The organism is Acinetobacter sp. Z1 (genome assembly GCF_024296945.1).
Lineage (GTDB): Bacteria > Pseudomonadota > Gammaproteobacteria > Pseudomonadales > Moraxellaceae > Acinetobacter > Acinetobacter beijerinckii.
Genome location: NZ_CP101115.1, coordinates 898,372 through 924,479 on the forward strand (window position 1 = coordinate 898,372; position 26,108 = coordinate 924,479).

Genomic DNA, 26,108 nt, shown 5'->3' on the forward strand with positions numbered 1-26,108 from the left:
ATTATATAAAAAAATTAACAAGCGATTGCTTGGAATCCAATTTTGGTTCGTTGTGTCAAAATCACATCTTGACCTTGATGAAAAACCAGATCAAATTCAGGTTCTACTAAGATGTAATGGATTTGACCAAATTGATCTTTAACTTTGGCTTGGGCAGGTGAGTTGGGTTTTGCTTCACCTAAAACAATTTGAGCTGTTCGACCTATTAGGTCATCAATCTGAATGGCAGTTGTTTCATCTTTAGGAATAATTTTAGCAATTAAAGCAGCACTAAAACGCACTATAGGCATACATAAAAATAAACATGCGGGAGCGATAATCCAAGCTGATAAATAATGTTCAGTAAATTGGTAAAAAATATCCTGAATGATTAATCCTGTTAATGAGTAAACAGTTAAAAAAATGATTAGCCAAATAAGCAAAGGAACTTTACCTATATATAGCCATTCTAAAAGCTGAGTAAATAAACCTTCAGTATGTTCTGCTGATACTTCTGCGTGATTAACATCAGTTAGACTATCTGGTAAAAATTGATCAAAAAAACTGGTGCTACCACCAAACATTAATAGAATTAACTCAAGCACACCAATAAATAGGCACAACATTAAAGATATGCTAAAAACGATGTTGGATGGATGTGTTATTAAATCCCATATCATCAGTAATACTCTTATTTCTTTTAGAAATCGTTAAGAAATTTTTTATAAAAATAAATCAGTTATAAGATTAAATGTTACTGGTTTTAATTTCAACCTAAATCAATTGTTATTCTTCAAACGAAAAAAAACGCAATGATTGGGGTGATCACTGCGTTGAACAACGAATCTGTAAAAACAGTTTCGGTTGAAAGGAGAAATGTCATGAGATTAGTGTTTACTAACCTACATCGCTATATTATTAAAAAACCTGACCAACTTCATAGGTATTCATGTAAGGGAGTGTAAATTGATGTTAATAAGTGACAAAAAATGTTAGTTTAGATATTGAAAGATGCCTATCGAATTGAAAATTAAATCAAATAGTTAATAAAAAAAGCCCAAAAAATGGGCTTTTTATTGTAAAAGTAACGTAAATTAGAATTTAAATAATCCGATTCCAGCTTTTACTTCATCTAAAGTCTGTTGGGTAATGTCACGACATTTTTCTGTACCATGTTTTAAAATATCCATGATGTAATCAGGATCTTTTTCCAACTCAGCACGACGTTCACGAATAGGTGCGATAAGCTCTTGTAAAATGCCTTCTAGACGTTTTTTCACCATACCATCGCCAAGACCACCGCGACGATAATGTGCTTTTAACTCTTCAACTTCTTCTTTATTCGGATCAAAAGCATCGAGATAAGTGAATACAATATTGCCTTCAACCTGACCTGGGTCTTCAATACGTAAATGGTTTGGGTCGGTATACATTGCATTGACGGCTTTTTTAATATCTTTATCCGTTGCATTTAATACAATGGTATTGCCTAAAGATTTAGACATTTTTGCTTTACCATCAAAACCGGGCAAACGTGCCATATTCGATAATAATGCTTTGCATTCTGGTAATAGATCATGACCAATTTGACGATTGATACGACGTACAACTTCGTTGGTTTGCTCAATCATAGGTAATTGATCTTCACCTACAGGAACCACAGTTGCCTTAAAGGCAGTAATATCTGCTGCTTGAGCAATTGGATAGCACAAGAAACCTGCCGGAATATCGCGCTCAAAATTACGTAATTGAATTTCTGCTTTTACTGTTGGATTACGTTCCAAGCGCGCAACTGTCACGTAGTTTAGATAAATCATGGTGAGTTCATTGAGTGCAGGTAAGCAAGACTGTACACAAATTGTTGTTTTGCTTGGATCAATACCCACAGCCAAGTAATCTAGAGCAACTTGAAGAATATTGTTGCGAACTTTATCTGGGTTATCAGCATTATCAGTCATTGCTTGTGCATCAGCTAAGAGTAGATGCTGATGATGACTATCTTGTAGACCTACACGAGAACGTAATGAACCGACGAAATGCCCAAGATGAAGTTGTCCTGTCGGACGATCGCCTGTCAAAATAATTGGACGTTGATCAACATTACTCATGATATGTTCCAAGATTCAGTTATTTGATAAATATAAGATTGGCGTTATTGTACGGTAAATAAAAATTTTTCGTCAGCGATTGCTTCAACTTTTTCTTAAAATAATGTTGTGAATTTATTGAGTAATTCTACAATAGCGAGATAAATACAAACTAGGAAATAAAAATGGCGAGTGGTTTATTATTATTACTTGATGATATTGCAACGATTTTAGATGATGTTGCTGTAATGAGTAAAATGGCAGCAAAAAAAACTGCGGGTGTATTGGGTGATGACCTTGCTCTGAATGCGCAACAAGTGAGCGGTGTACGATCTGACCGTGAATTGCCTGTGGTATGGAGTGTTGCAAAAGGATCATTCGTCAATAAGTTAATATTAGTACCTTTAGCTTTGTTAATTAGTGTTGTTGCGCCTTGGCTAATTAATCCATTGCTTATGATTGGTGGATTATTTCTCTGTTACGAAGGTGTCGAAAAAGTTGTGCACATGCTGCATCATAAAAAAGCTAAAACTGCCGAAGAGGCAAATGAGAATCTTAAACAAGCAGAATTAGATTTAGAAAAATTTGAAAAAGATAAAATTAAAGGTGCGATTCGAACAGACTTTATTTTATCTGCCGAAATTGTGGTGATTTCACTTGGTACTGTTGCGACAGCAGCATTTATGACGAAAGTTTCTGTACTGAGCGTGATTGCAATTGCGATGACCATTGGTGTTTATGGTTTTGTTGCAATGATTGTTAAAATTGATGATTTAGGCTTATATTTAACACAACAAGCATCAGACTTTAAAAACAAGATCGGTCGAGGATTACTGGCTTTTGCACCAATATTAATGAAAACATTATCGATTGTTGGAACAATTGCTATGTTTTTAGTCGGTGGTGGAATTATTTCACATACTATTCCTTTATTGCATCATTTCACAGAAGAAACGGTAGATCATTTAGAACTCATACCAAGCATCGGTTCGATTGTTGGTGCTTTAACACCAACTTTGATTAATTTAGGTATTGGTTTTATTGCTGGTGCGATTGTATTAATTTTGGTTGGAATAATAAAAAAAGTTTGGACTAAAGCTTCTGCTTAGCATTGAAGCCCACAACATCATAATAGAGAGAGATCGTTATGCGTTGGAAAGGTCGTAGAGTCAGTACCAATGTTGAAGACCGTCGTGGTGGTGGCGGGGCAAAAGCAGGTGGAATTAGTATATTAGGATTAATCGTGGCTTTTGTTGCATGGAAGTTTTTTGGTGTTGATCCTCAACAAGCTTATCAAGCAACTCAGGCTGTGACGAACTCTCAATCTTCTCAAGAAGCAGCAGCCCCACAGAATTTAACTGCTGATCAGAAAGAGGCAAGTGAATTTGTGGGAACTGTACTCGCCGATACCGAAGATACATGGGTACCTATTTTTCAACAATTAGGAATGACGTATAAGCCACCCAAATTAGTTTTATTTAATGGTGTTGTTCGATCGGGTTGTGGTAATGCTCAAGCGGCGATGGGACCTTTTTACTGTCCAGCAGATCAAAAAGTATATATCGATACTGCTTTCTTTAAAGATATGCGCCAGCAAATGGGTATTTCTGGAGAGCAAAATCAAACTGAACTTTCTCGTCAAGATCAGGCTGGAGATTTTGCACAAGCTTATGTGATTGCTCATGAAGTTGGTCATCATATTCAAAATTTATTAGGAATTTCTGGACAGGTTCAACAGGCACGTTCACAAGCTAGCCAAGCTGAAGGTAATCAGCTTTCCGTACGTTTAGAGCTTCAGGCAGACTGTTTTGCAGGAATTTGGGCACATCAGAATCAAAAGCGTACTCAGTTTTTAGAGCAGGGTGATATTGAAGAAGCGATGGATGCAGCCGAAAAAATTGGTGATGACTATTTACAGCGTAGATCGACCGGACAAGTTGTACCTGATAGTTTTACTCATGGTACAAGTGAACAGCGTATGCAGTGGTTCCAATTAGGATTGAGGTCTGGTGACATCAATCAATGTAATACGTTTAAAGGCATTTGATCATCTAATAAGTGATTGACTACCTAAGCTATACGAATAACAAAAGCAGAGTTAAGTAAGATATTATTTACAAATATTGATTTTAGATCAAATGCTTATCCTGAAAATCGGCCTTATGCGATAATTAATATTGGATGGGTGTTTGATCTATTTAAGTTTCCTAAAACCGTCATTAATTTATTTTGATCAGCTTTGTGTCTAGGTAGGTTGTTGGCTGTGTAATAGAAATATTAAAGAGGTGTTATGGGTAATTTCTTTCTTTTACAAGCATTAACGGCTGTTTTTGCACTTTCCATAGCAACCACTATTTTTAATAAACGAATATTGGGTTTTCCCCAAGCGATAGGAGTACCGATTGTATCGGCAATATTCGTTTTTATTCTGCAATGGGGAGCGAGCCTATTAAATGGAAATGAGTTTATAACGATCAATATTCATAATATTGAATCAGAGGTTCGGAATATTGATTTTTACGATTTTCTAATTAATGGTGTTATTTGTTTTATTTTAACTTCATCAGCGCTTAAATTTAAAATTTCTGATTTAAAAAGTTACTGGAAGCCCATTAGTATTTTGGCAAGTATTGCTTTAGTACTCTGCGCCGTTTTTTATGCAGGGTTACTGTATATTTTCCAATGGGTGGTTGGTTACCCAGTACCTTTACCTGTTTTATTATTACTTGGTGCAGCTTTAGGAGCTACGGATCCAATTGGGGTTAAAGGAGTATTAAGCTCTATTCGAGCACCGCATCATTTAATCGTAAAGCTTGAAGGTGAGTCTCTCTTTAATGATGCAATGTGTATTGCATTATTCATGACCTTGCTCAAAGTATTGCAGGGTGAGCATTTTTCTCTGATCGCTACGATCGAGACATTACTTTATGAAATTATTGTAGCAGTTATTATTGGTTTTGCGTTTGGTCTAGGTATTTTAAGACTGCTGCGTGGTAAGCATGAAATGGAGTCACTTATATTAACCACAGCTTTATTGGCCAGTGGTTCTTATTTAGTCGCATTATTTGCACATGCATCTGCACCGATCGCTTGTGTGATCGGTGGCTTAATCGTTGGGAATAAATGGCAAGAAATAAGAGAGCAGCGTGAAATACGCGAGGTGAATCATTTTTGGCATACAGTAGAGGGAATTATCAATTCATTCCTATTTACGCTGATTGGTCTAGAGCTCTTTATTTTGGATTTAAGTGCAAATTTAATTATTGGTGGAATTATTGCCTTCTTTATTCTCCATTTCTCTAGATTTGCCGCAAATTTTGCAGCTTTCGCATTATTTCCCTCTTTTAAAAATAAAAGCTATAACGGTAGTTTAGCCATACTTTCTTGGGGTGGCGTTCGCGGAGGTATCTCTTTAGCATTAATTCTTGCTGTAGCGAATGTTCCGGCTCTTAGTGCGTATAGCAGTATTTTAATTGGATACACCTTTATCAGTGTTTTATTGTCTGGGGTGGTTTGCGGCTTGGGTTTACCTGCAGTGATGAATGCTTTCTACTACAATCCAAGCGAGGAAAAGGAGGGAATAAAAGGGCTATATCAACGATTATGTAATAAAATGAATAGAAGAGGATTCAAGTATATTGTTGGTGAAGATAGTGCAGGTAAAGAAATAATCACTATTTATAACCCCGAAATTTTATTAGATGAGAAGTCAGATGATGGTGTGGCAACTGTACATAATCCAAATAGACGTGAAGAAGTAAGACGTTTAGAAAATCCTGATAATTTTTAGCATTATATTTTGTTTATTTGATAAAAACCTTCTTTAAAGAAGGTTTTTCTTTTTAAAGGTGATTAAGATTTATTAAATAATATTTTAAAGTTATTTAAATACCTTTTAGGAACTAATTATAAATTCACAGTATATTTATTAATAAATGTAACTTTTATAATGGAATTAAAATTTATTTATTAAAGTAATTAATATAAATCAATTATTTATGTCATTTTGATTAAATTGTTTCATTGTAACTATTTTTATATCGGTTGTGTGAACTATTTAACATTTTGTGTATTTGATTTAAAGTAATGTTGTGAACTATATCACTAGAAACAATAACTTAAACTTACGTTAATAATGCAAACAGAAAGTAGTTGAAAATTAATAATTTATAATGAGGAATATAACCATGTCTGAGATACAAATAATTTCCAAGGAAAGTCATAAAACCCTTGAAAATACGACGGGAAAAACTGCGACATTATCTTCTGAACCCTCTGTAGTTTTAGTAAAGGTTCCAGTGAGTGATATTTCAGCAGTCAAAAAGGATGGCAATAATGCTGTTGTTTTATTAAAAAATGGAGAAATGATTGTTATACAAAATTTCTTCAGCCAAGGAGCCAATTTAGATAATAGTCTTGTCTTTCAGGGTGAAAATGGTCAATTAATTTGGGCTAGATTCAAAGATTCAGAAAATGATGCAGATGCAGATAGTGACGCAGATGCAGACAGTGATTCCGATAATGAAGGGGCTGTATATTTAGAGGAAACACCTGCAGCAGTACCTGAAGTGGCGCAAGCTCCAGTTTCAGATGTGGTATTTCAACCAATTCAATCAGTTGAACCTCTTTTGTATCACGATGCTGGTATGAGTCCTTGGTTATGGGCGATACCTTTGGTAGCAGGAGGTATTATTGCAGCAGCGAGCGGTGGGGGCAGCAACAACAATAACAATAATACGGATACAACACCTCCTAATACCGATAATGTCCTATTCGATATAGATCCATTAACTCTTGACAATGTTTTAAACGCAGCGGAAGCAGCGGGTAATGTCACGATTACAGGTAAGCTAACCAACGTTCCAGCTGATGCAGCAACAACAGTCGTGACTGTAGTTGTAAATGGTGTGAGCTATATTGCAACGGTAAATACTGCAAATGGTACATGGAGTGTCAGCGTACCAGGCAGTGGCTTGTTGGCAGATGCAGATAAGACTATTGATGCAAGTGTGAAATTTACAGATGCAGCAGGCAATAGCAGCACGGTAACAGATAGCCAAGTGTATACAGTAGATGTTACCCCACCAAATGCGCCAGAAATTGATCCGATCAATGCAACAGATCCAATCACGGGAACAGCAGAACCTGGTTCGACAGTGACGGTGACCTTCCCAGATGGCAGCACTGCACAAGTCGTTGCAGGACCCGATGGTAGTTGGACAGTAGATAACCCAGGATTAGAAGATGGTGATGAAGTAACTGCAGTTGCGACAGACCCAGCAGGCAACCCATCACAACCAGCAACTGAGATCGTAGATACCGTTGGGCCAAACACAAACAATGTCCTATTCGATATAGATCCATTAACTCTTGACAATGTTTTAAACGCAGCGGAAGCAGCGGGTAATGTCACGATTACAGGTAAGCTAACCAACGTTCCAGCTGATGCAGCAACAACAGTCGTGACAGTAGTTGTGAATGGTGTGAGCTATATTGCAACGGTAAATACTGCAAATGGTACATGGAGTGTCAGCGTACCAGGCAGTGGCTTGTTGGCAGATGCAGATAAGACTATTGATGCAAGTGTGAAATTTACAGATGCAGCAGGCAATAGCAGCACGGTAACAGATAGCCAAGTGTATACAGTAGATGTTACCCCACCAAATGCGCCAGAAATTGATCCGATCAATGCAACAGATCCAATCACGGGAACAGCAGAACCTGGTTCGACAGTGACGGTGACCTTCCCAGATGGCAGCACTGCACAAGTCGTTGCAGGACCAGATGGTAGTTGGACAGTAGATAACCCAGGATTAGAAGATGGTGATGAAGTAACTGCAGTTGCGACAGACCCAGCAGGCAACCCATCACAACCAGCAACTGAGATCGTAGATACCGTTGGGCCAAACACAAACAATGTCCTATTCGATATAGATCCATTAACTCTTGACAATGTTTTAAATGCAGCGGAAGCAGCGGGTAATGTCACGATTACAGGTAAGCTAACCAACGTTCCAGCTGATGCAGCAACAACAGTCGTGACTGTAGTTGTAAATGGTGTGAGCTATATTGCAACGGTAAATACTGCAAATGGTACATGGAGTGTCAGCGTACCAGGCAGTGGCTTGTTGGCAGATGCAGATAAGACTATTGATGCAAGTGTGAAATTTACAGATGCAGCAGGCAATAGCAGCACGGTAACAGATAGCCAAGTGTATACAGTAGATGTTACCCCACCAAATGCGCCAGAAATTGATCCGATCAATGCAACAGATCCAATCACGGGAACAGCAGAACCTGGTTCGACAGTGACGGTGACCTTCCCAGATGGCAGCACTGCACAAGTCGTTGCAGGACCCGATGGTAGTTGGACAGTAGATAACCCAGGATTAGAAGATGGTGATGAAGTAACTGCAGTTGCGACAGACCCAGCAGGCAACCCATCACAACCAGCAACTGAGATCGTAGATACCGTTGGGCCAAACACAAACAATGTCCTATTCGATATAGATCCATTAACTCTTGACAATGTTTTAAACGCAGCGGAAGCAGCGGGTAATGTCACGATTACAGGTAAGCTAACCAACGTTCCAGCTGATGCAGCAACAACAGTCGTGACAGTAGTTGTGAATGGTGTGAGCTATATTGCAACGGTAAATACTGCAAATGGTACATGGAGTGTCAGCGTACCAGGCAGTGGCTTGTTGGCAGATGCAGATAAGACTATTGATGCAAGTGTGAAATTTACAGATGCAGCAGGCAATAGCAGCACGGTAACAGATAGCCAAGTGTATACAGTAGATGTTACCCCACCAAATGCGCCAGAAATTGATCCGATCAATGCAACAGATCCAATCACGGGAACAGCAGAACCTGGTTCGACAGTGACGGTGACCTTCCCAGATGGCAGCACTGCACAAGTCGTTGCAGGACCAGATGGTAGTTGGACAGTAGATAACCCAGGATTAGAAGATGGTGATGAAGTAACTGCAGTTGCGACAGACCCAGCAGGCAACCCATCACAACCAGCAACTGAGATCGTAGATACCGTTGGGCCAAACACAAACAATGTCCTATTCGATATAGATCCATTAACTCTTGACAATGTTTTAAATGCAGCGGAAGCAGCGGGTAATGTTACGATTACAGGTAAACTGACGAACATTCCAACAGATGCTGCGACTACAGTCGTGACAGTAGTTGTGAATGGTGTGAGCTATATTGCAACGGTAAATACTGCAAATGGTACATGGAGTGTCAGCGTACCAGGCAGTGGCTTGTTGGCAGATGCAGATAAGACTATTGATGCAAATGTGAAATTTACAGATGCAGCAGGCAATAGCAGCACGGTAACAGATAGCCAAGTGTATACAGTAGATGTTACCCCACCAAATGCGCCAGAAATTGATCCGATCAATGCAACAGATCCAATCACGGGAACAGCAGAACCTGGTTCGACGGTGACAGTGACCTTCCCAGATGGCAGCACTGCACAAGTAGTTGCTGATCCAACCACAGGAGCATGGACCGTAGCAAATCCAGGTAACTTGTTGGATGGAGATACGGTTACAGCGACAGCGACTGACCCAGCAGGAAATGAATCATTACCAGCAACAGGCACTGTGTCCGCAGACATCACTGCACCGATGGTGACGGTAGATGATGCATTGACCAATGACAATACACCGGCACTCACTGGCACAGTGAATGATCCAACTGCAAGCATTGTAGTGACGATTGATGGTGTGGATTACCCAGCGACCAACAACGGTGATGGTACCTGGAGCTTGGCAGACAACACCGTTCCAGCATTAACGGATGGCGACTACACCATTACCGTGACTGCCACAGATGCAGCAGGCAATGTGGGCACCGCAACAGGCACATTAAGTGTTGATACGACTGCACCAAACGCACCAATGATTGATCCAATCAATGCAGTTGATCCAATCACTGGTACAGCAGAACCTGGTTCGACGGTGACAGTGACCTTCCCAGATGGCAGCACTGCACAAGTAGTTGCTGATCCAACCACAGGAGCATGGACCGTAGCAAATCCAGGTAACTTGTTGGATGGAGATACGGTTACAGCGACAGCGACTGACCCAGCAGGAAATGAATCATTACCAGCAACAGGCACTGTGTCCGCAGACATCACTGCACCGATGGTGACGGTAGATGATGCATTGACCAATGACAATACACCGGCACTCACTGGCACAGTGAATGATCCAACTGCAAGCATTGTAGTGACGATTGATGGTGTGGATTACCCAGCGACCAACAACGGTGATGGTACCTGGAGCTTGGCAGACAACACCGTTCCAGCATTAACGGATGGCGACTACACCATTACCGTGACTGCCACAGATGCAGCAGGCAATGTGGGCACCGCAACAGGCACATTAAGTGTTGATACGACTGCACCAAACGCACCAATGATTGATCCAATCAATGCAGTTGATCCAATCACTGGTACAGCAGAACCTGGTTCGACGGTGACAGTGACCTTCCCAGATGGCAGCACTGCACAAGTGGTCGCAGATCCAACCACAGGAGCATGGACCGTAGCAAATCCAGGTAACTTGTTGGATGGAGATACGGTTACAGCGACAGCGACTGACCCAGCAGGAAATGAATCATTACCAGCAACAGGCACTGTGTCCGCAGACATCACTGCACCGATGGTGACGGTAGATGATGCATTGACCAATGACAATACACCGGCACTCACTGGCACAGTGAATGATCCAACTGCAAGCATTGTAGTGACGATTGATGGTGTGGATTACCCAGCGACCAACAACGGTGATGGTACCTGGAGCTTGGCAGACAACACCGTTCCAGCATTAACGGATGGCGACTACACCATTACCGTGACTGCCACAGATGCAGCAGGCAATGTGGGCACCGCAACAGGCACATTAAGTGTTGATACGACTGCACCAAACGCACCAATGATTGATCCAATCAATGCAGTTGATCCAATCACTGGTACAGCAGAACCTGGTTCGACGGTGACAGTGACCTTCCCAGATGGCAGCACTGCACAAGTAGTTGCTGATCCAACCACAGGAGCATGGACCGTAGCAAATCCAGGTAACTTGTTGGATGGAGATACGGTTACAGCGACAGCGACTGACCCAGCAGGAAATGAATCATTACCAGCAACAGGCACTGTGTCCGCAGACATCACTGCACCGATGGTGACGGTAGATGATGCATTGACCAATGACAATACACCGGCACTCACTGGCACAGTGAATGATCCAACTGCAAGCATTGTAGTGACGATTGATGGTGTGGATTACCCAGCGACCAACAACGGTGATGGTACCTGGAGCTTGGCAGACAACACCGTTCCAGCATTAACGGATGGCGACTACACCATTACCGTGACTGCCACAGATGCAGCAGGCAATGTGGGCACCGCAACAGGCACATTAAGTGTTGATACGACTGCACCAAACGCACCAATGATTGATCCAATCAATGCAGTTGATCCAATCACTGGTACAGCAGAACCTGGTTCGACGGTGACAGTGACCTTCCCAGATGGCAGCAGTGCACAAGTGGTCGCAGATCCAACCACAGGAGCATGGACCGTAGCAAATCCAGGTAACTTGTTGGATGGAGATACGGTTACAGCGACAGCGACTGACCCAGCAGGAAATGAATCATTACCAGCAACAGGCACTGTGTCCGCAGACATCACTGCACCGATGGTGACGGTAGATGATGCATTGACCAATGACAATACACCGGCACTCACTGGCACAGTGAATGATCCAACTGCAAGCATTGTAGTGACGATTGATGGTGTGGATTATCCAGCGACCAACAATGGCGATGGTACATGGACATTGGCAGACAACACCGTTCCAGCATTAACGGATGGCGACTACACCATTACCGTGACTGCCACAGATGCAGCAGGCAATGTGGGCACCGCAACAGGCACATTAAGTGTTGATACGACTGCACCAAACGCACCAATGATTGATCCAATCAATGCAGTTGATCCAATCACTGGTACAGCAGAACCTGGTTCGACGGTGACAGTGACCTTCCCAGATGGCAGCACTGCACAAGTAGTTGCTGATCCAACCACAGGAGCATGGACCGTAGCAAATCCAGGTAACTTGTTGGATGGAGATACGGTTACAGCGACAGCGACTGACCCAGCAGGAAATGAATCATTACCAGCAACAGGCACTGTGTCCGCAGACATCACTGCACCGATGGTGACGGTAGATGATGCATTGACCAATGACAATACACCGGCACTCACTGGCACAGTGAATGATCCAACTGCAAGCATTGTAGTGACGATTGATGGTGTGGATTACCCAGCGACCAACAACGGTGATGGTACCTGGAGCTTGGCAGACAACACCGTTCCAGCATTAACGGATGGCGACTACACCATTACCGTGACTGCCACAGATGCAGCAGGCAATGTGGGCACCGCAACAGGCACATTAAGTGTTGATACGACTGCACCAAACGCACCAATGATTGATCCAATCAATGCAGTTGATCCAATCACTGGTACAGCAGAACCTGGTTCGACGGTGACAGTGACCTTCCCAGATGGCAGCACTGCACAAGTAGTTGCTGATCCAACCACAGGAGCATGGACCGTAGCAAATCCAGGTAACTTGTTGGATGGAGATACGGTTACAGCGACAGCGACTGACCCAGCAGGAAATGAATCATTACCAGCAACAGGCACTGTGTCCGCAGACATCACTGCACCGATGGTGACGGTAGATGATGCATTGACCAATGACAATACACCGGCACTCACTGGCACAGTGAATGATCCAACTGCAAGCATTGTAGTGACGATTGATGGTGTGGATTACCCAGCGACCAACAACGGTGATGGTACCTGGAGCTTGGCAGACAACACCGTTCCAGCATTAACGGATGGCGACTACACCATTACCGTGACTGCCACAGATGCAGCAGGCAATGTGGGCACCGCAACAGGCACATTAAGTGTTGATACGACTGCACCAAACGCACCAATGATTGATCCAATCAATGCAGTTGATCCAATCACTGGTACAGCAGAACCTGGTTCGACGGTGACAGTGACCTTCCCAGATGGCAGCAGTGCACAAGTGGTCGCAGATCCAACCACAGGAGCATGGACCGTAGCAAATCCAGGTAACTTGTTGGATGGAGATACGGTTACAGCGACAGCGACTGACCCAGCAGGAAATGAATCATTACCAGCAACAGGCACTGTGTCCGCAGACATCACTGCACCGATGGTGACGGTAGATGATGCATTGACCAATGACAATACACCGGCACTCACTGGCACAGTGAATGATCCAACTGCAAGCATTGTAGTGACGATTGATGGTGTGGATTATCCAGCGACCAACAATGGCGATGGTACATGGACATTGGCAGACAACACCGTTCCAGCATTAACGGATGGCGACTACACCATTACCGTGACTGCCACAGATGCAGCAGGCAATGTAGGTACTGCAACAGGTACATTAAGCGTTGATACAGTTGCACCGAATGCACCAGCGATTGATCCAATCAATGCAGTTGATCCAATCACAGGAACAGCAGAACCTGGTTCGACGGTTACAGTGATGTTCCCAGATGGCAGCAGTGCACAAGTGGTCGCAGATCCAACCACAGGAGCATGGACCGTAGCAAATCCAGGTAACTTGTTGGATGGAGATACGGTTACAGCGACAGCGACTGACCCAGCAGGAAATGAATCATTACCAGCAACAGGCACTGTGTCCGCAGACATCACTGCACCGATGGTGACGGTAGATGATGCATTGACCAATGACAATACACCGGCACTCACTGGCACAGTGAATGATCCAACTGCAAGCATTGTAGTGACGATTGATGGTGTGGATTATCCAGCGACCAACAACGGTGATGGTACCTGGAGCTTGGCAGACAACACCGTTCCAGCATTAACGGATGGCGACTACACCATTACCGTGACTGCCACAGATGCAGCAGGCAATGTGGGCACCGCAACAGGCACATTAAGTGTTGATACGACTGCACCAAACGCACCAATGATTGATCCAATCAATGCAGTTGATCCAATCACTGGTACAGCAGAACCTGGTTCGACGGTGACAGTGACCTTCCCAGATGGCAGCACTGCACAAGTAGTTGCTGATCCAACCACAGGAGCATGGACCGTAGCAAATCCAGGTAACTTGTTGGATGGAGATACGGTTACAGCGACAGCGACTGACCCAGCAGGAAATGAATCATTACCAGCAACAGGCACTGTGTCCGCAGACATTACTGCACCGATGGTGACGGTGGATGATGCATTGACCAATGACAATACACCAGCACTCACTGGCACAGTGAATGATCCAACCGCAAGCATTGTGGTGACGATTGATGGTGTGGATTACCCAGCGACCAACAATGGTGATGGTACATGGACATTGGCAGACGACACGGTTCCAGCGTTAACGGATGGTGACTACACCATTACCGTGACCGCCACAGATGCAGCAGGCAATGTAGGTACTGCAACAGGTACATTAAGCGTTGATACAGTTGCACCGAATGCACCAGCGATTGATCCAATCAATGCAGTTGATCCAATCACAGGAACAGCAGAACCTGGTTCGACAGTGACAGTGACCTTCCCAGATGGCAGCACAGTGCAAGTGGTCGCAGATCCAGGCACAGGGGCATGGACGGTAGCAAATCCAGGTAACTTGTTGGATGGAGATACGGTTACAGCCACAGCGACGGATGCAGCAGGGAATGAATCATTACCAGCGACTGAAATTGTAGATGGTGATGGCTTACCACCAGTGGTTGCATTAAATGATGAATTCACCAATGACAACACACCAGATCTAAGCGGAACGATCAATGATCCGAATGCGACGATTGTAGTGAATGTAGATGGCGTAGATTATCCAGCGACCAACAATGGTGATGGTACATGGACATTGGCAGACAATATCCTTCCAGTACTCGCAGAAGGTCCGCATACCGTTATTGTGACGGCAACAGACTTGGCAGGTAATGTTGGCACAGATACAGGTACAGTGACCATTGATACCATTGCACCGAATGCACCTGATATTGATCCAATCAATGCGGTTGATCCAATCACAGGAACAGCAGAACCTGGTTCGACAGTGACAGTGACCTTCCCAGATGGCAGCACAGTGCAAGTGGTTGCAGATCCAGGCACAGGGGCATGGACGGTAGCAAATCCAGGTAACTTGTTGGATGGAGATACGGTTACAGCCACAGCGACGGATGCGGCAGGGAATGAATCATTACCAGCGACTGAAATTGTAGATGGTGATGGCTTACCACCAGTGGTTGCATTGAATGATGAATTCACCAACGACAACACACCAGATCTAAGCGGAACGATCAATGATCCGAATGCGACGATTGTAGTGACTGTAGATGGCGTAGATTATCCAGCAACCAACAATGGTGATGGTACATGGACATTGGCAGACAATATCCTTCCAGCACTCGCAGAAGGTCCACATACCGTTATTGTGACAGCAACAGACTTGGCGGGTAATGTTGGAACAGATACAGGTACAGTGACCATTGATACCATTGCACCGAATGTACCTGATATTGATCCAATCAATGCAGTTGATCCAATCACAGGAACAGCAGAACCTGGTTCGACGGTGACAGTGACCTTCCCAGATGGCAGCACAGTGCAAGTGGTTGCAGATCCAGGCACAGGGGCATGGACGGTAGCAAATCCAGGTAACTTGGTGGATGGAGATACGGTTACAGCCACAGCGACGGATGCGGCAGGGAATGAATCATTACCAGCGACTGAAATTGTAGATGGTGATGGCTTACCACCAGTGGTTGCATTGAATGATGAATTCACCAACGACAACACACCAGATCTAAGCGGAACGATCAATGATCCGAATGCGACGATTGTAGTGACTGTAGATGGCGTAGATTATCCAGCAACCAACAATGGTGATGGTACATGGACATTGGCAGACAATATCCTTCCAGCACTCGCAGAAGGTCCACATACCGTTATTGTGACAGCAACAGACTTGGCAGGTAATGTTGGAACAGATACAGGTACAGTGACCATTGATACCATTGCACCGAATGTACCTGATATTGATCCAATCAATGCAGTTGATCCAATCACAGGAACAGCAGAACCTGGTTCGACGGTGACAGTGACCTTCCCAGATGGCAGCACAGTGCAAGTGGTTGCAGATCCAGGCACAGGGGCATGGACGGTAGCAAATCCAGGTAACTTGGTGGATGGAGATACGGTTACAGCCACAGCGACGGATGCGGCAGGGAATGAATCATTACCAGCGACTGAAATTGTAGATGGTGATGGCTTACCACCAATCGTAACCTTCAATGATGAGGTGACGAATGATGAAACACCAGATCTAAGCGGAACGATCAATGATCCGAATGCGACGATTGTAGTGAATGTAGATGGTGTGAATTATCCAGCGACCAACAATGGTGATGGTACATGGACATTGGCAGACAATATCCTTCCAGTACTCGCAGAAGGTCCACATACCGTTATTGTGACGGCAACAGACTTGGCAGGTAACGTCGGTACAGATACAGGTAGCTTAACGATTGATTTGACTCCACCAGATGCAACAGGCAGTGTGTTTACGATCGATGATGTGACTGCGGACAATGTCATCAACGAAACAGAATCGACTTCAGGCACAGTGACCTTAACGGGCGTATTGACTGGCATTCCAGTAGATGCAGCAACCACAGTTGTGACGGTTACAGTGAATGGCAACGACTACACTGCGACAGTTGATCCAGTTGCAGGCACATGGAGTGTAGACGTATCAGGCAGTGATTTAGCCAATGATGCGGACTTAACGGTTGATGCGGAAGTGACCTTCACTGATGCAGCAGGCAACAGCAGTAGTGTGACTGATAGCCAAAGCTATACCTTGGATATCACAGCACCAGTGGTGAGCTTGAATGACTTGAGCACCAATGATCAAACCCCAGCACTTACAGGAACAATTGATGATCCATTAGCGAGCATCGTGGTGACTGTAGATGGTGTGGATTATCCAGCAACCAACAATGGCGATGGTACATGGACATTGGCGGACAATGTATTGCCAAGCTTGCCAGAAGCGAGTTACCCAATCACAGTCACTGCCACAGATGCAGCAGGTAACGTTGGTACAGATACAGGTAGCTTAACGATTGACCTGACTCCACCAGATGCGACAGGCAGTGTGTTTACGATCGATGATGTGACTGCGGACAATGTCATCAACGAAACAGAATCGACTTCAGGCACAGTGACCTTAACGGGCGTATTGACTGGCATTCCAGTAGATGCAGCAACCACAGTTGTGACGGTTACAGTGAATGGCAACGACTACACTGCGACAGTTGATCCAGTTGCAGGCACATGGAGTGTAGACGTATCAGGCAGTGATTTAGCCAATGATGCGGACTTAACGGTTGATGCGGAAGTGACCTTCACTGATGCAGCAGGCAACAGCAGTAGTGTGACTGATAGCCAAAGCTATACCTTGGATATCACAGCACCAGTGGTGAGCTTGAATGACTTGAGCACCAATGATCAAACCCCAGCACTTACAGGAACAATTGATGATCCATTAGCGAGCATCGTGGTGACTGTAGATGGTGTGGATTATCCAGCAACCAACAATGGCGATGGTACATGGACATTGGCGGACAATGTATTGCCAAGCTTGCCAGAAGCGAGTTACCCAATCACAGTCACTGCCACAGATGCAGCAGGTAACGTTGGTACAGATACAGGTAGCTTAACGATTGACCTGACTCCACCAGATGCGACAGGCAGTGTGTTTACGATCGATGATGTGACTGCGGACAATGTCATCAACGAAACAGAATCGACTTCAGGCACAGTGACCTTAACGGGCGTATTGACTGGCATTCCAGTAGATGCAGCAACCACAGTTGTGACGGTTACAGTGAATGGCAACGACTACACTGCGACAGTTGATCCAGTTGCAGGCACATGGAGTGTAGACGTATCAGGCAGTGATTTAGCCAATGATGCGGACTTAACGGTTGATGCGGAAGTGACCTTCACTGATGCAGCAGGCAACAGCAGTAGTGTGACTGATAGCCAAAGCTATACCTTGGATATCACAGCACCAGTGGTGAGCTTGAATGACTTGAGCACCAATGATCAAACCCCAGCACTTACAGGAACAATTGATGATCCATTAGCGAGCATCGTGGTGACTGTAGATGGTGTGGATTATCCAGCAACCAACAATGGCGATGGTACATGGACATTGGCGGACAATGTATTGCCAAGCTTGCCAGAAGCGAGTTACCCAATCACAGTCACTGCCACAGATGCAGCAGGTAACGTCGGTACAGATACAGGTAGCTTAACGATTGATTTGACTCCACCAGATGCAACAGGCAGTGTGTTTACGATCGATGATGTGACTGCGGACAATGTCATCAACGAAACAGAATCGACTTCAGGCACAGTGACCTTAACGGGCGTATTGACTGGCATTCCAGTAGATGCAGCAACCACAGTTGTGACGGTTACAGTGAATGGCAACGACTACACTGCGACAGTTGATCCAGTTGCAGGCACATGGAGTGTAGACGTATCAGGCAGTGATTTAGCCAATGATGCGGACTTAACGGTTGATGCGGAAGTGACCTTCACTGATGCAGCAGGCAACAGCAGTAGTGTGACTGATAGCCAAAGCTATACCTTGGATATCACAGCACCAGTGGTGAGCTTGAATGACTTGAGCACCAATGATCAAACCCCAGCACTTACAGGAACAATTGATGATCCATTAGCGAGCATCGTGGTGACTGTAGATGGTGTGGATTATCCAGCAACCAACAATGGCGATGGTACATGGACATTGGCGGACAATGTATTGCCAAGCTTGCCAGAAGCGAGTTACCCAATCACAGTCACTGCCACAGATGCAGCAGGTAACGTCGGTACAGATACAGGTAGCTTAACGATTGATTTGACTCCACCAGATGCAACAGGCAGTGTGTTTACGATCGATGATGTGACTGCGGACAATGTCATCAACGAAACAGAATCGACTTCAGGCACAGTGACCTTAACGGGCGTATTGACTGGCATTCCAGTAGATGCAGCAACCACAGTTGTGACGGTTACAGTGAATGGCAACGACTACACTGCGACAGTTGATCCAGTTGCAGGCACATGGAGTGTAGACGTATCAGGCAGTGATTTAGCCAATGATGCGGACTTAACGGTTGATGCGGAAGTGACCTTCACTGATGCAGCAGGCAACAGCAGCAGTGTGACTGATAGCCAAAGCTATACCTTGGATATCACAGCACCAGTGGTGAGCTTGAATGATCTGAGTACCAATGATCAAACCCCAGCACTTACAGGAACAATTGATGATCCATTAGCGACCATCGTGGTGACTGTAGATGGTGTGGATTATCCAGCGACCAACAATGGTGATGGTACATGGACATTGGCGGACAATGTATTGCCAAGCTTGCCAGAAGCGAGTTACCCAATCACAGTCACTGCCACAGATGCAGCAGGTAACGTTGGTACAGATACAGGTAGCTTAACGATTGACCTGACTCCACCAGATGCAACAGGCAGTGTGTTTACGATCGATGATGTGACTGCGGACAATGTCATCAACGAAACAGAATCGACTTCAGGCACAGTGACCTTAACGGGCGTATTGACTGGCATTCCAGTAGATGCAGCAACCACAGTTGTGACGGTTACAGTGAATGGCAACGACTACACTGCGACAGTTGATCCAGTTGCAGGCACATGGAGTGTAGACGTATCAGGCAGTGATTTAGCCAATGATGCGGACTTAACGGTTGATGCGGAAGTGACCTTCACTGATGCAGCAGGCAACAGCAGTAGTGTGACTGATAGCCAAAGCTATACCTTGGATATCACAGCACCAGTGGTGAGCTTGAATGACTTGAGCACCAATGATCAAACCCCAGCACTTACAGGAACAATTGATGATCCATTAGCGAGCATCGTGGTGACTGTAGATGGTGTGGATTATCCAGCAACCAACAATGGCGATGGTACATGGACATTGGCGGACAATGTATTGCCAAGCTTGCCAGAAGCGAGTTACCCAATCACAGTCACTGCCACAGATGCAGCAGGTAACGTCGGTACAGATACAGGTAGCTTAACGATTGATTTGACTCCACCAGATGCAACAGGCAGTGTGTTTACGATCGATGATGTGACTGCGGACAATGTCATCAACGAAACAGAATCGACTTCAGGCACAGTGACCTTAACGGGCGTATTGACTGGCATTCCAGTAGATGCAGCAACCACAGTTGTGACGGTTACAGTGAATGGCAACGACTACACTGCGACAGTTGATCCAGTTGCAGGCACATGGAGTGTAGACGTATCAGGCAGTGATTTAGCCAATGATGCGGACTTAACGGTTGATGCGGAAGTGACCTTCACTGATGCAGCAGGCAACAGCAGCAGTGTGACTGATAGCCAAAGCTATACCTTGGATATCACAGCACCAGTGGTGAGCTTGAATGATCTGAGTACCAATGATCAAACCCCAGCACTTACAGGAACAATTGATGATCCATTAGCGACCATCGTGGTGACTGTAGATGGTGTGGATTATCCAGCGACCAACAATGGTGATGGTACATGGACATTGGCGGACAATGTATTGCCAAGCTTGCCAGAAGCGAGTTACCCAATCACAGTCACTGCCACAGATGCAGCAGGTAACGTTGGTACAGATACAGGTAGCTTAACGATTGACCTGACTCCACCAGATGCGACAGGCAGTGTGTTTACGATCGATGATGTGACTGCGGACAATGTCATCAACGAAACAGAATCGACTTCAGGCACAGTGACCTTAACGGGCGTATTGACTGGCATTCCAGTAGATGCAGCAACCACAGTTGTGACGGTTACAGTGAATGGCAACGACTACACTGCGACAGTTGATCCAGTTGCAGGCACATGGAGTGTAGACGTATCAGGCAGTGATTTAGCCAATGATGCGGACTTAACGGTTGATGCGGAAGTGACCTTCACTGATGCAGCAGGCAACAGCAGCAGTGTGACTGATAGCCAAAGCTATACCTTGGATATCACAGCACCAGTGGTGAGCTTGAATGATCTGAGTACCAATGATCAAACCCCAGCACTTACAGGAACAATTGATGATCCATTAGCGAGCATCGTGGTGACTGTAGATGGCGTGGATTATCCAGCGACCAACAATGGCGATGGTACATGGACATTGGCAGACAATCTATTGCCAAGCTTGCCAGAAGCGAGTTACCCAATCACAGTCACTGCAACAGATGCAGCAGGTAACGTCGGTACAGATACAGGTAGCTTAACGATTGACCTGACTCCACCAGATGCAACAGGCAGTGTGTTTACGATCGATGATGTGACTGCGGACAATGTGATTAACGAAGCAGAATCGACTTCAGGCACAGTGACCTTAACGGGCGTATTGACTGGCATTCCAGTAGATGCAGCAACCACAGTTGTGACGGTTACAGTGAATGGCAACGACTACACTGCGACAGTTGATCCAGTTGCAGGCACATGGAGTGTAGACGTATCAGGCAGTGATTTAGCCAATGATGCGGACTTAACGGTTGATGCGGAAGTGACCTTCACTGATGCAGCAGGCAACAGCAGTAGTGTGACTGATAGCCAAAGCTATACCTTGGATATCACAGCACCAGTGGTGAGCTTGAATGACTTGAGCACCAATGATCAAACCCCAGCACTTACAGGAACAATTGATGATCCATTAGCGAGCATCGTGGTGACTGTAGATGGTGTGGATTATCCAGCAACCAACAATGGCGATGGTACATGGACATTGGCAGATAATATCTTGCCATTATTAGCGATAGCAACTTATCCAGTAACAGTCACTGCAACAGATGCAGCAGGTAACGTCGGTACAGATACAGGTAACTTAACGATTGATGTTACAGCTCCAACAGTTGCATTTAACGATTTAGTGACTACGGATGCGACACCTGAATTAACAGGAACAACAGATGATCCAACAGCAACTATTGTTGTCAATGTCAATGGTGTGGATTATCCAGCGACTAACAATGGTGATGGTACATGGACATTAGCAGATAACACCTTGCCAACATTGGCAGATGGTAATTACGTCGTTACGGTGACTGCAACTGATCCAGCAGGTAATATTGGTTCAGATACAGGAACACTAGAAGTTGATGCAAATCCACTTGCTGCATTCGATAACTTCGATAATGCAGTAATTAGCCCGCAACCTTTACTAATCGTTAATGATCAGGCTCTAGGAAGTGCAAGTTATTTAATTCTGACTTCTTTGGCTGGGCTGAATCTACAACTTGGTGCGAATGCCGTTAACTTCAATGTTGGCGCTGATCAAGAAGGTACAGCAACATTCACTTATAGCTCATTAATCGATGCTAGTTTGTTGTCTGACTACTTGCTAGTCGTTCAAAAATTCAATACAACGACTGGTCAATGGGAATCTTTACACGGTGACAGTGAAGCATCACTCATCAGTCTTAGTATTCTAGGTATAGGCGCTGCTCCAGGGGCTGTTTTAGAAGGCTTGGAAGAAGGTCAGTACCGTGCCTTCATGACCTTTGATGGTCTGCTAGGTGCAAGTGTGTTAGGCACCTTGTCTGGTACGATGGACGTATTTGATTTAACGCAAGTAGGTGGATATGAACTTGGCGATGCAGAAGGAAACGTGATTACTGATGTCAATGGCAGCGGTGAAGTTGATATCGTAACGCCAACGACTTATGTATCAAGTGTAGATGGTGTCGCGATTGGCGTTGGTGGAACAACCATCAATGGAGATTACGGTTCAATTACTTTCTATCAAGATGGTAGTTACGTTTATACACCGCTTCCAAATGGCGCAGGTATTGGTCAAGTAGAGCAGTTTAATTATGTGCTTACGGACTCTTTAACTGGTGATATGGCTCAAGCAGTTCTCTACATTGATCTTGGTACGATCAAAGCGGCTGATAATTTGGTAGAAGCTAAACTTGATCCATTATCATTACTTGTTGATGATGATGTTGCGCTAGGTACAAGCTCATATGCATTATTAGTTTCATTAGCTGGACTAGATTTCCAACTCTTAGGTACAGATGCGATTGAGTTCTCAGTTGCGGAAAATCTAGAGGGTGTTGCGACCTTTACATTCAGTACATTAATTGGTGCAGGCGCTTTGGGTGACTATAACTTAGTCGTCCAAAAATTCAATCAAACGACTGGTCAGTGGGAGTCAATTACGGGTGGAACAAATGCATCCCTCATTGATTTGACTTTACTTGGTTCGACACCTGCTGCACAAATAGGTGGCTTAACCGAAGGTTCATACCGTGCATTCATGGCATATGATGGACTGATTGGTATCGGTCTAGGTGGTACTTTAACTGGAACAATGGATGTTTATAACCCGCATATCATTGATGGTTATGGTGTTGTCGCTGTACATGGCAACTTAATCTCTGATCCAAATACAAATGGTGATGTTGATATAGCAACAACCAATACCGTTATTAGTGAAGTGAACGGCATTGCAATTGATCTAGCAGGAACTACGATTAATGGCACATACGGTAGTTTGGTGATCTATCCAAATGGTGATTATACTTATACACCGACTGCCAACCAGACAGGTCTAGGACAAGTTGATCAATTTACCTATACATTGTTTGATCCATTAAGTGGTGATACTTCTGAAGCAACGTTCTATGTACATTTAGATAGTAATACAATCGATATGACATGGAATCCTGCTGATCCATCACAACCAGCAGTGATTAATGATCCACTTCCATTAGATGCATTCAACAACGTCGATGTTGCATCAATTGACTATGACTATCCTGTCACTGTTGAAAACATTGATAATGCGATTAGCTATAGTTGGTTATTAGGTATCGGTGGTTTAGTAATCGGTAACTCTAGTGGTTCTGCAAACTTTACTGTAGATCCTGGTAATTTAACTGATGCAGTTATTTCAGTGAACTTTGGTTCGTTGGGAACTTTATTCGATGGCTTACATGTTGTACTCACACGGACTAATCCAGATGGTTCAACCACTGTAATTGCAGATAATTCAAATAATGGATTACTTGATATTTTAGGTATCTTTGGATCAACTGTTGAGTTTGAAGTGAAAAACTTGGCAGCAGGAACATATACCTTATTCATGGAAAGTAATACATTACTGACCGCATTAGGCAGTGTAACTGCTGATATTACCTTGAATCATGGTGATATTACTCAAGCGCCAATCATTACAGGTGCTGCAATTACGGGTAATGTGATTTCAGATGATAACTCTGCACTTTACGGTGCAACATATGATCATGATTTCATTACCTCAACAACGACAGTGACTAATGTGGCCTCTGCTGAGCCGGGTAATACAAACTCAGAAGTGATCGTAGTCGGTGTACCAACAGTGATAGTTGGTGATTATGGTACCTTAACGATTAATTCTGACGGTAGTTACAGTTATCAACCAGATGTTAATCCTGCAAATATTGGTAAAGTTGATAGCTTCACTTATACCTTGTCGGATCCAACAAATGGTCTAGCGGATAGCACAGCGTCATTACATATCCAAATTGGTTCAAATGATGTCAGCTTCACTTGGGATCCAGTCGATCCATCACTTGATGCAGTTATTCCTGCTCCACAAGCAAATGCAGATACTGCCGCTGCTTTAGTTGATATGGAAAATGTGGTTGATAACAACTACTTTAATGCAAGTGGAACCACACTGGGTATTCTAGGTTTAACACAAACCTTTACCAGTACTGCATTCAGTATCACAAATAGTATGGATCAATCAGGTACCCTCACAGCAAATGCATTAGGTCTTGGTAATGCCAATGTAACACTAGCGTTGCAAAGACAAACTGGACCAGCAACTTGGGTGAATGTCACAACAGATGTCCACAATGGTATCGTACTTGCCATAGGTGAGATCGCATCAATTGATTTATCAACTCTGTCGCTGATTCCTGGTAATTACCGTGTACAAACAACAGTACAAACCCCACTTATTGGTGGAGCAGTAATGTTGATTGGTACAAATGCTGATGTGAACATCACTTATGTCGATCAATTTACGACCTCAAGTCCTACAGTTGATTGGATCAATGGCAATATTCTCGAAGGTGATTTACTAGGTGGTGTTGCTGATGTAACAGTCGGTACTCAACTGTATGTATTAAATCCTGTCTCTGGATTATATGAGCTTGCAGCTGGTCAAGGTATTGATACAGCCCAAGGTACATTGTTCTTATACAGCGATGGTTCATACTACTATCAACGTGACATGGTTGTTTCATCTGCTACAGACGTAGTTGACTACAAACTGATTTCATTTGATGGAACAGAGGTGAATTCAACACTTAGTATCTCACTAGGACAAAACTTCAATCTCAGTGCTTCTGACGATATCGTTACAAGTACAGCAGGAAATGATGTGATTAATGGTAGTGCTGGTGGTGCAGATACCTTGATCTTCACTGTCTTGGACAATGCAGATGATGCAGGTGGTAATGGTCAAGACACTTGGAATGGTTTCGATCTAGGAGACGCATCAACAGATCCAAATGCTGATGTTATCGATATATTTGATCTTTTGGTTGGATATGCAGGTGATGGAAGTGCAGCTTCTTTAGCTGGATTTGTAAGTGTAAGCTCTGATGGTACTACTACAACCATCTCGATTGATCGAGATGGTGCTGGTGGAATATACAATAGTGTTGATTTACTCACAATTGATGTAGATACCACATTGAATGAATTGATTGCAAATAATCAACTCTTCGTTATCTAAGTCATAATGCAAAAAAGAGAACCTTCGGGTTCTCTTTTTCATTTTAGGAATGAGTCAAAAATATATGCTATCTTGATTAAAACATTGAAAAATTCTAACAATT

6 protein-coding genes are annotated in these 26,108 nt (G+C 44.0%); 4 read left to right on the forward strand and 2 right to left on the reverse strand.

What is annotated here, in order from left to right:
- Positions 1 to 14: 14 nt before the first annotated feature.
- Together NGC85_RS04270 and trpS are read right to left on the reverse strand one after the other, a co-directional pair.
- Entirely contained in the window at positions 15 to 659 is a 645-nt protein-coding gene (locus NGC85_RS04270) for a YqiJ family protein (RefSeq protein ID WP_254804945.1), read from the reverse strand.
- Positions 660 to 1,073: 414 nt separating this feature from the next.
- On the reverse strand, positions 1,074 to 2,087 hold the full coding sequence (gene trpS / locus NGC85_RS04275; protein ID WP_005061849.1) for a tryptophan--tRNA ligase: 1,014 nt from the start codon (positions 2,085 to 2,087) through the stop codon (positions 1,074 to 1,076).
- 164 nt (positions 2,088 to 2,251) lie between these two features.
- On the opposite strand from trpS, the gene NGC85_RS04280 reads away from it, so the two are divergent.
- The 4 genes from NGC85_RS04280 (at position 2,252) to NGC85_RS04295 (ending at position 26,005) form a co-directional block, all read left to right on the forward strand.
- Entirely contained in the window at positions 2,252 to 3,175 is a 924-nt protein-coding gene (locus NGC85_RS04280) for a DUF808 domain-containing protein (protein ID WP_005061853.1), read from the forward strand.
- Between the two features lie 38 nt (positions 3,176 to 3,213).
- A complete protein-coding gene (locus NGC85_RS04285) occupies positions 3,214 to 4,113 on the forward strand; it encodes a neutral zinc metallopeptidase (RefSeq protein WP_254804946.1) in 900 nt (299 codons plus the stop codon).
- A gap of 243 nt (positions 4,114 to 4,356) precedes the next feature.
- The gene (locus NGC85_RS04290) at positions 4,357 to 5,856 is read left to right on the forward strand and encodes a sodium:proton antiporter (RefSeq protein ID WP_254804947.1); all 1,500 of its coding nucleotides are present in this window, start codon (positions 4,357 to 4,359) and stop codon (positions 5,854 to 5,856) included.
- A 397-nt stretch (positions 5,857 to 6,253) separates the two neighbouring features.
- Entirely contained in the window at positions 6,254 to 26,005 is a 19,752-nt protein-coding gene (locus tag NGC85_RS04295) for a BapA/Bap/LapF family large adhesin (protein WP_254804948.1), read from the forward strand.
- The last annotated feature ends 103 nt before the right edge of the window (positions 26,006 to 26,108 follow it).

Coding starts and splice junctions, on each gene's coding strand:
- NGC85_RS04280 (WP_005061853.1), top strand. CDS start 2,252: ATGGCGAGTGGTTTATTATTATTACTTGATGATATTGCAACGATTTTA.
- NGC85_RS04295 (WP_254804948.1), top strand. CDS start 6,254: ATGTCTGAGATACAAATAATTTCCAAGGAAAGTCATAAAACCCTTGAA.
- NGC85_RS04270 (WP_254804945.1), bottom strand. CDS start 659: ATGATATGGGATTTAATAACACATCCATCCAACATCGTTTTTAGCATA.
- trpS (WP_005061849.1), bottom strand. CDS start 2,087: ATGAGTAATGTTGATCAACGTCCAATTATTTTGACAGGCGATCGTCCG.
- NGC85_RS04290 (WP_254804947.1), top strand. CDS start 4,357: ATGGGTAATTTCTTTCTTTTACAAGCATTAACGGCTGTTTTTGCACTT.
- NGC85_RS04285 (WP_254804946.1), top strand. CDS start 3,214: ATGCGTTGGAAAGGTCGTAGAGTCAGTACCAATGTTGAAGACCGTCGT.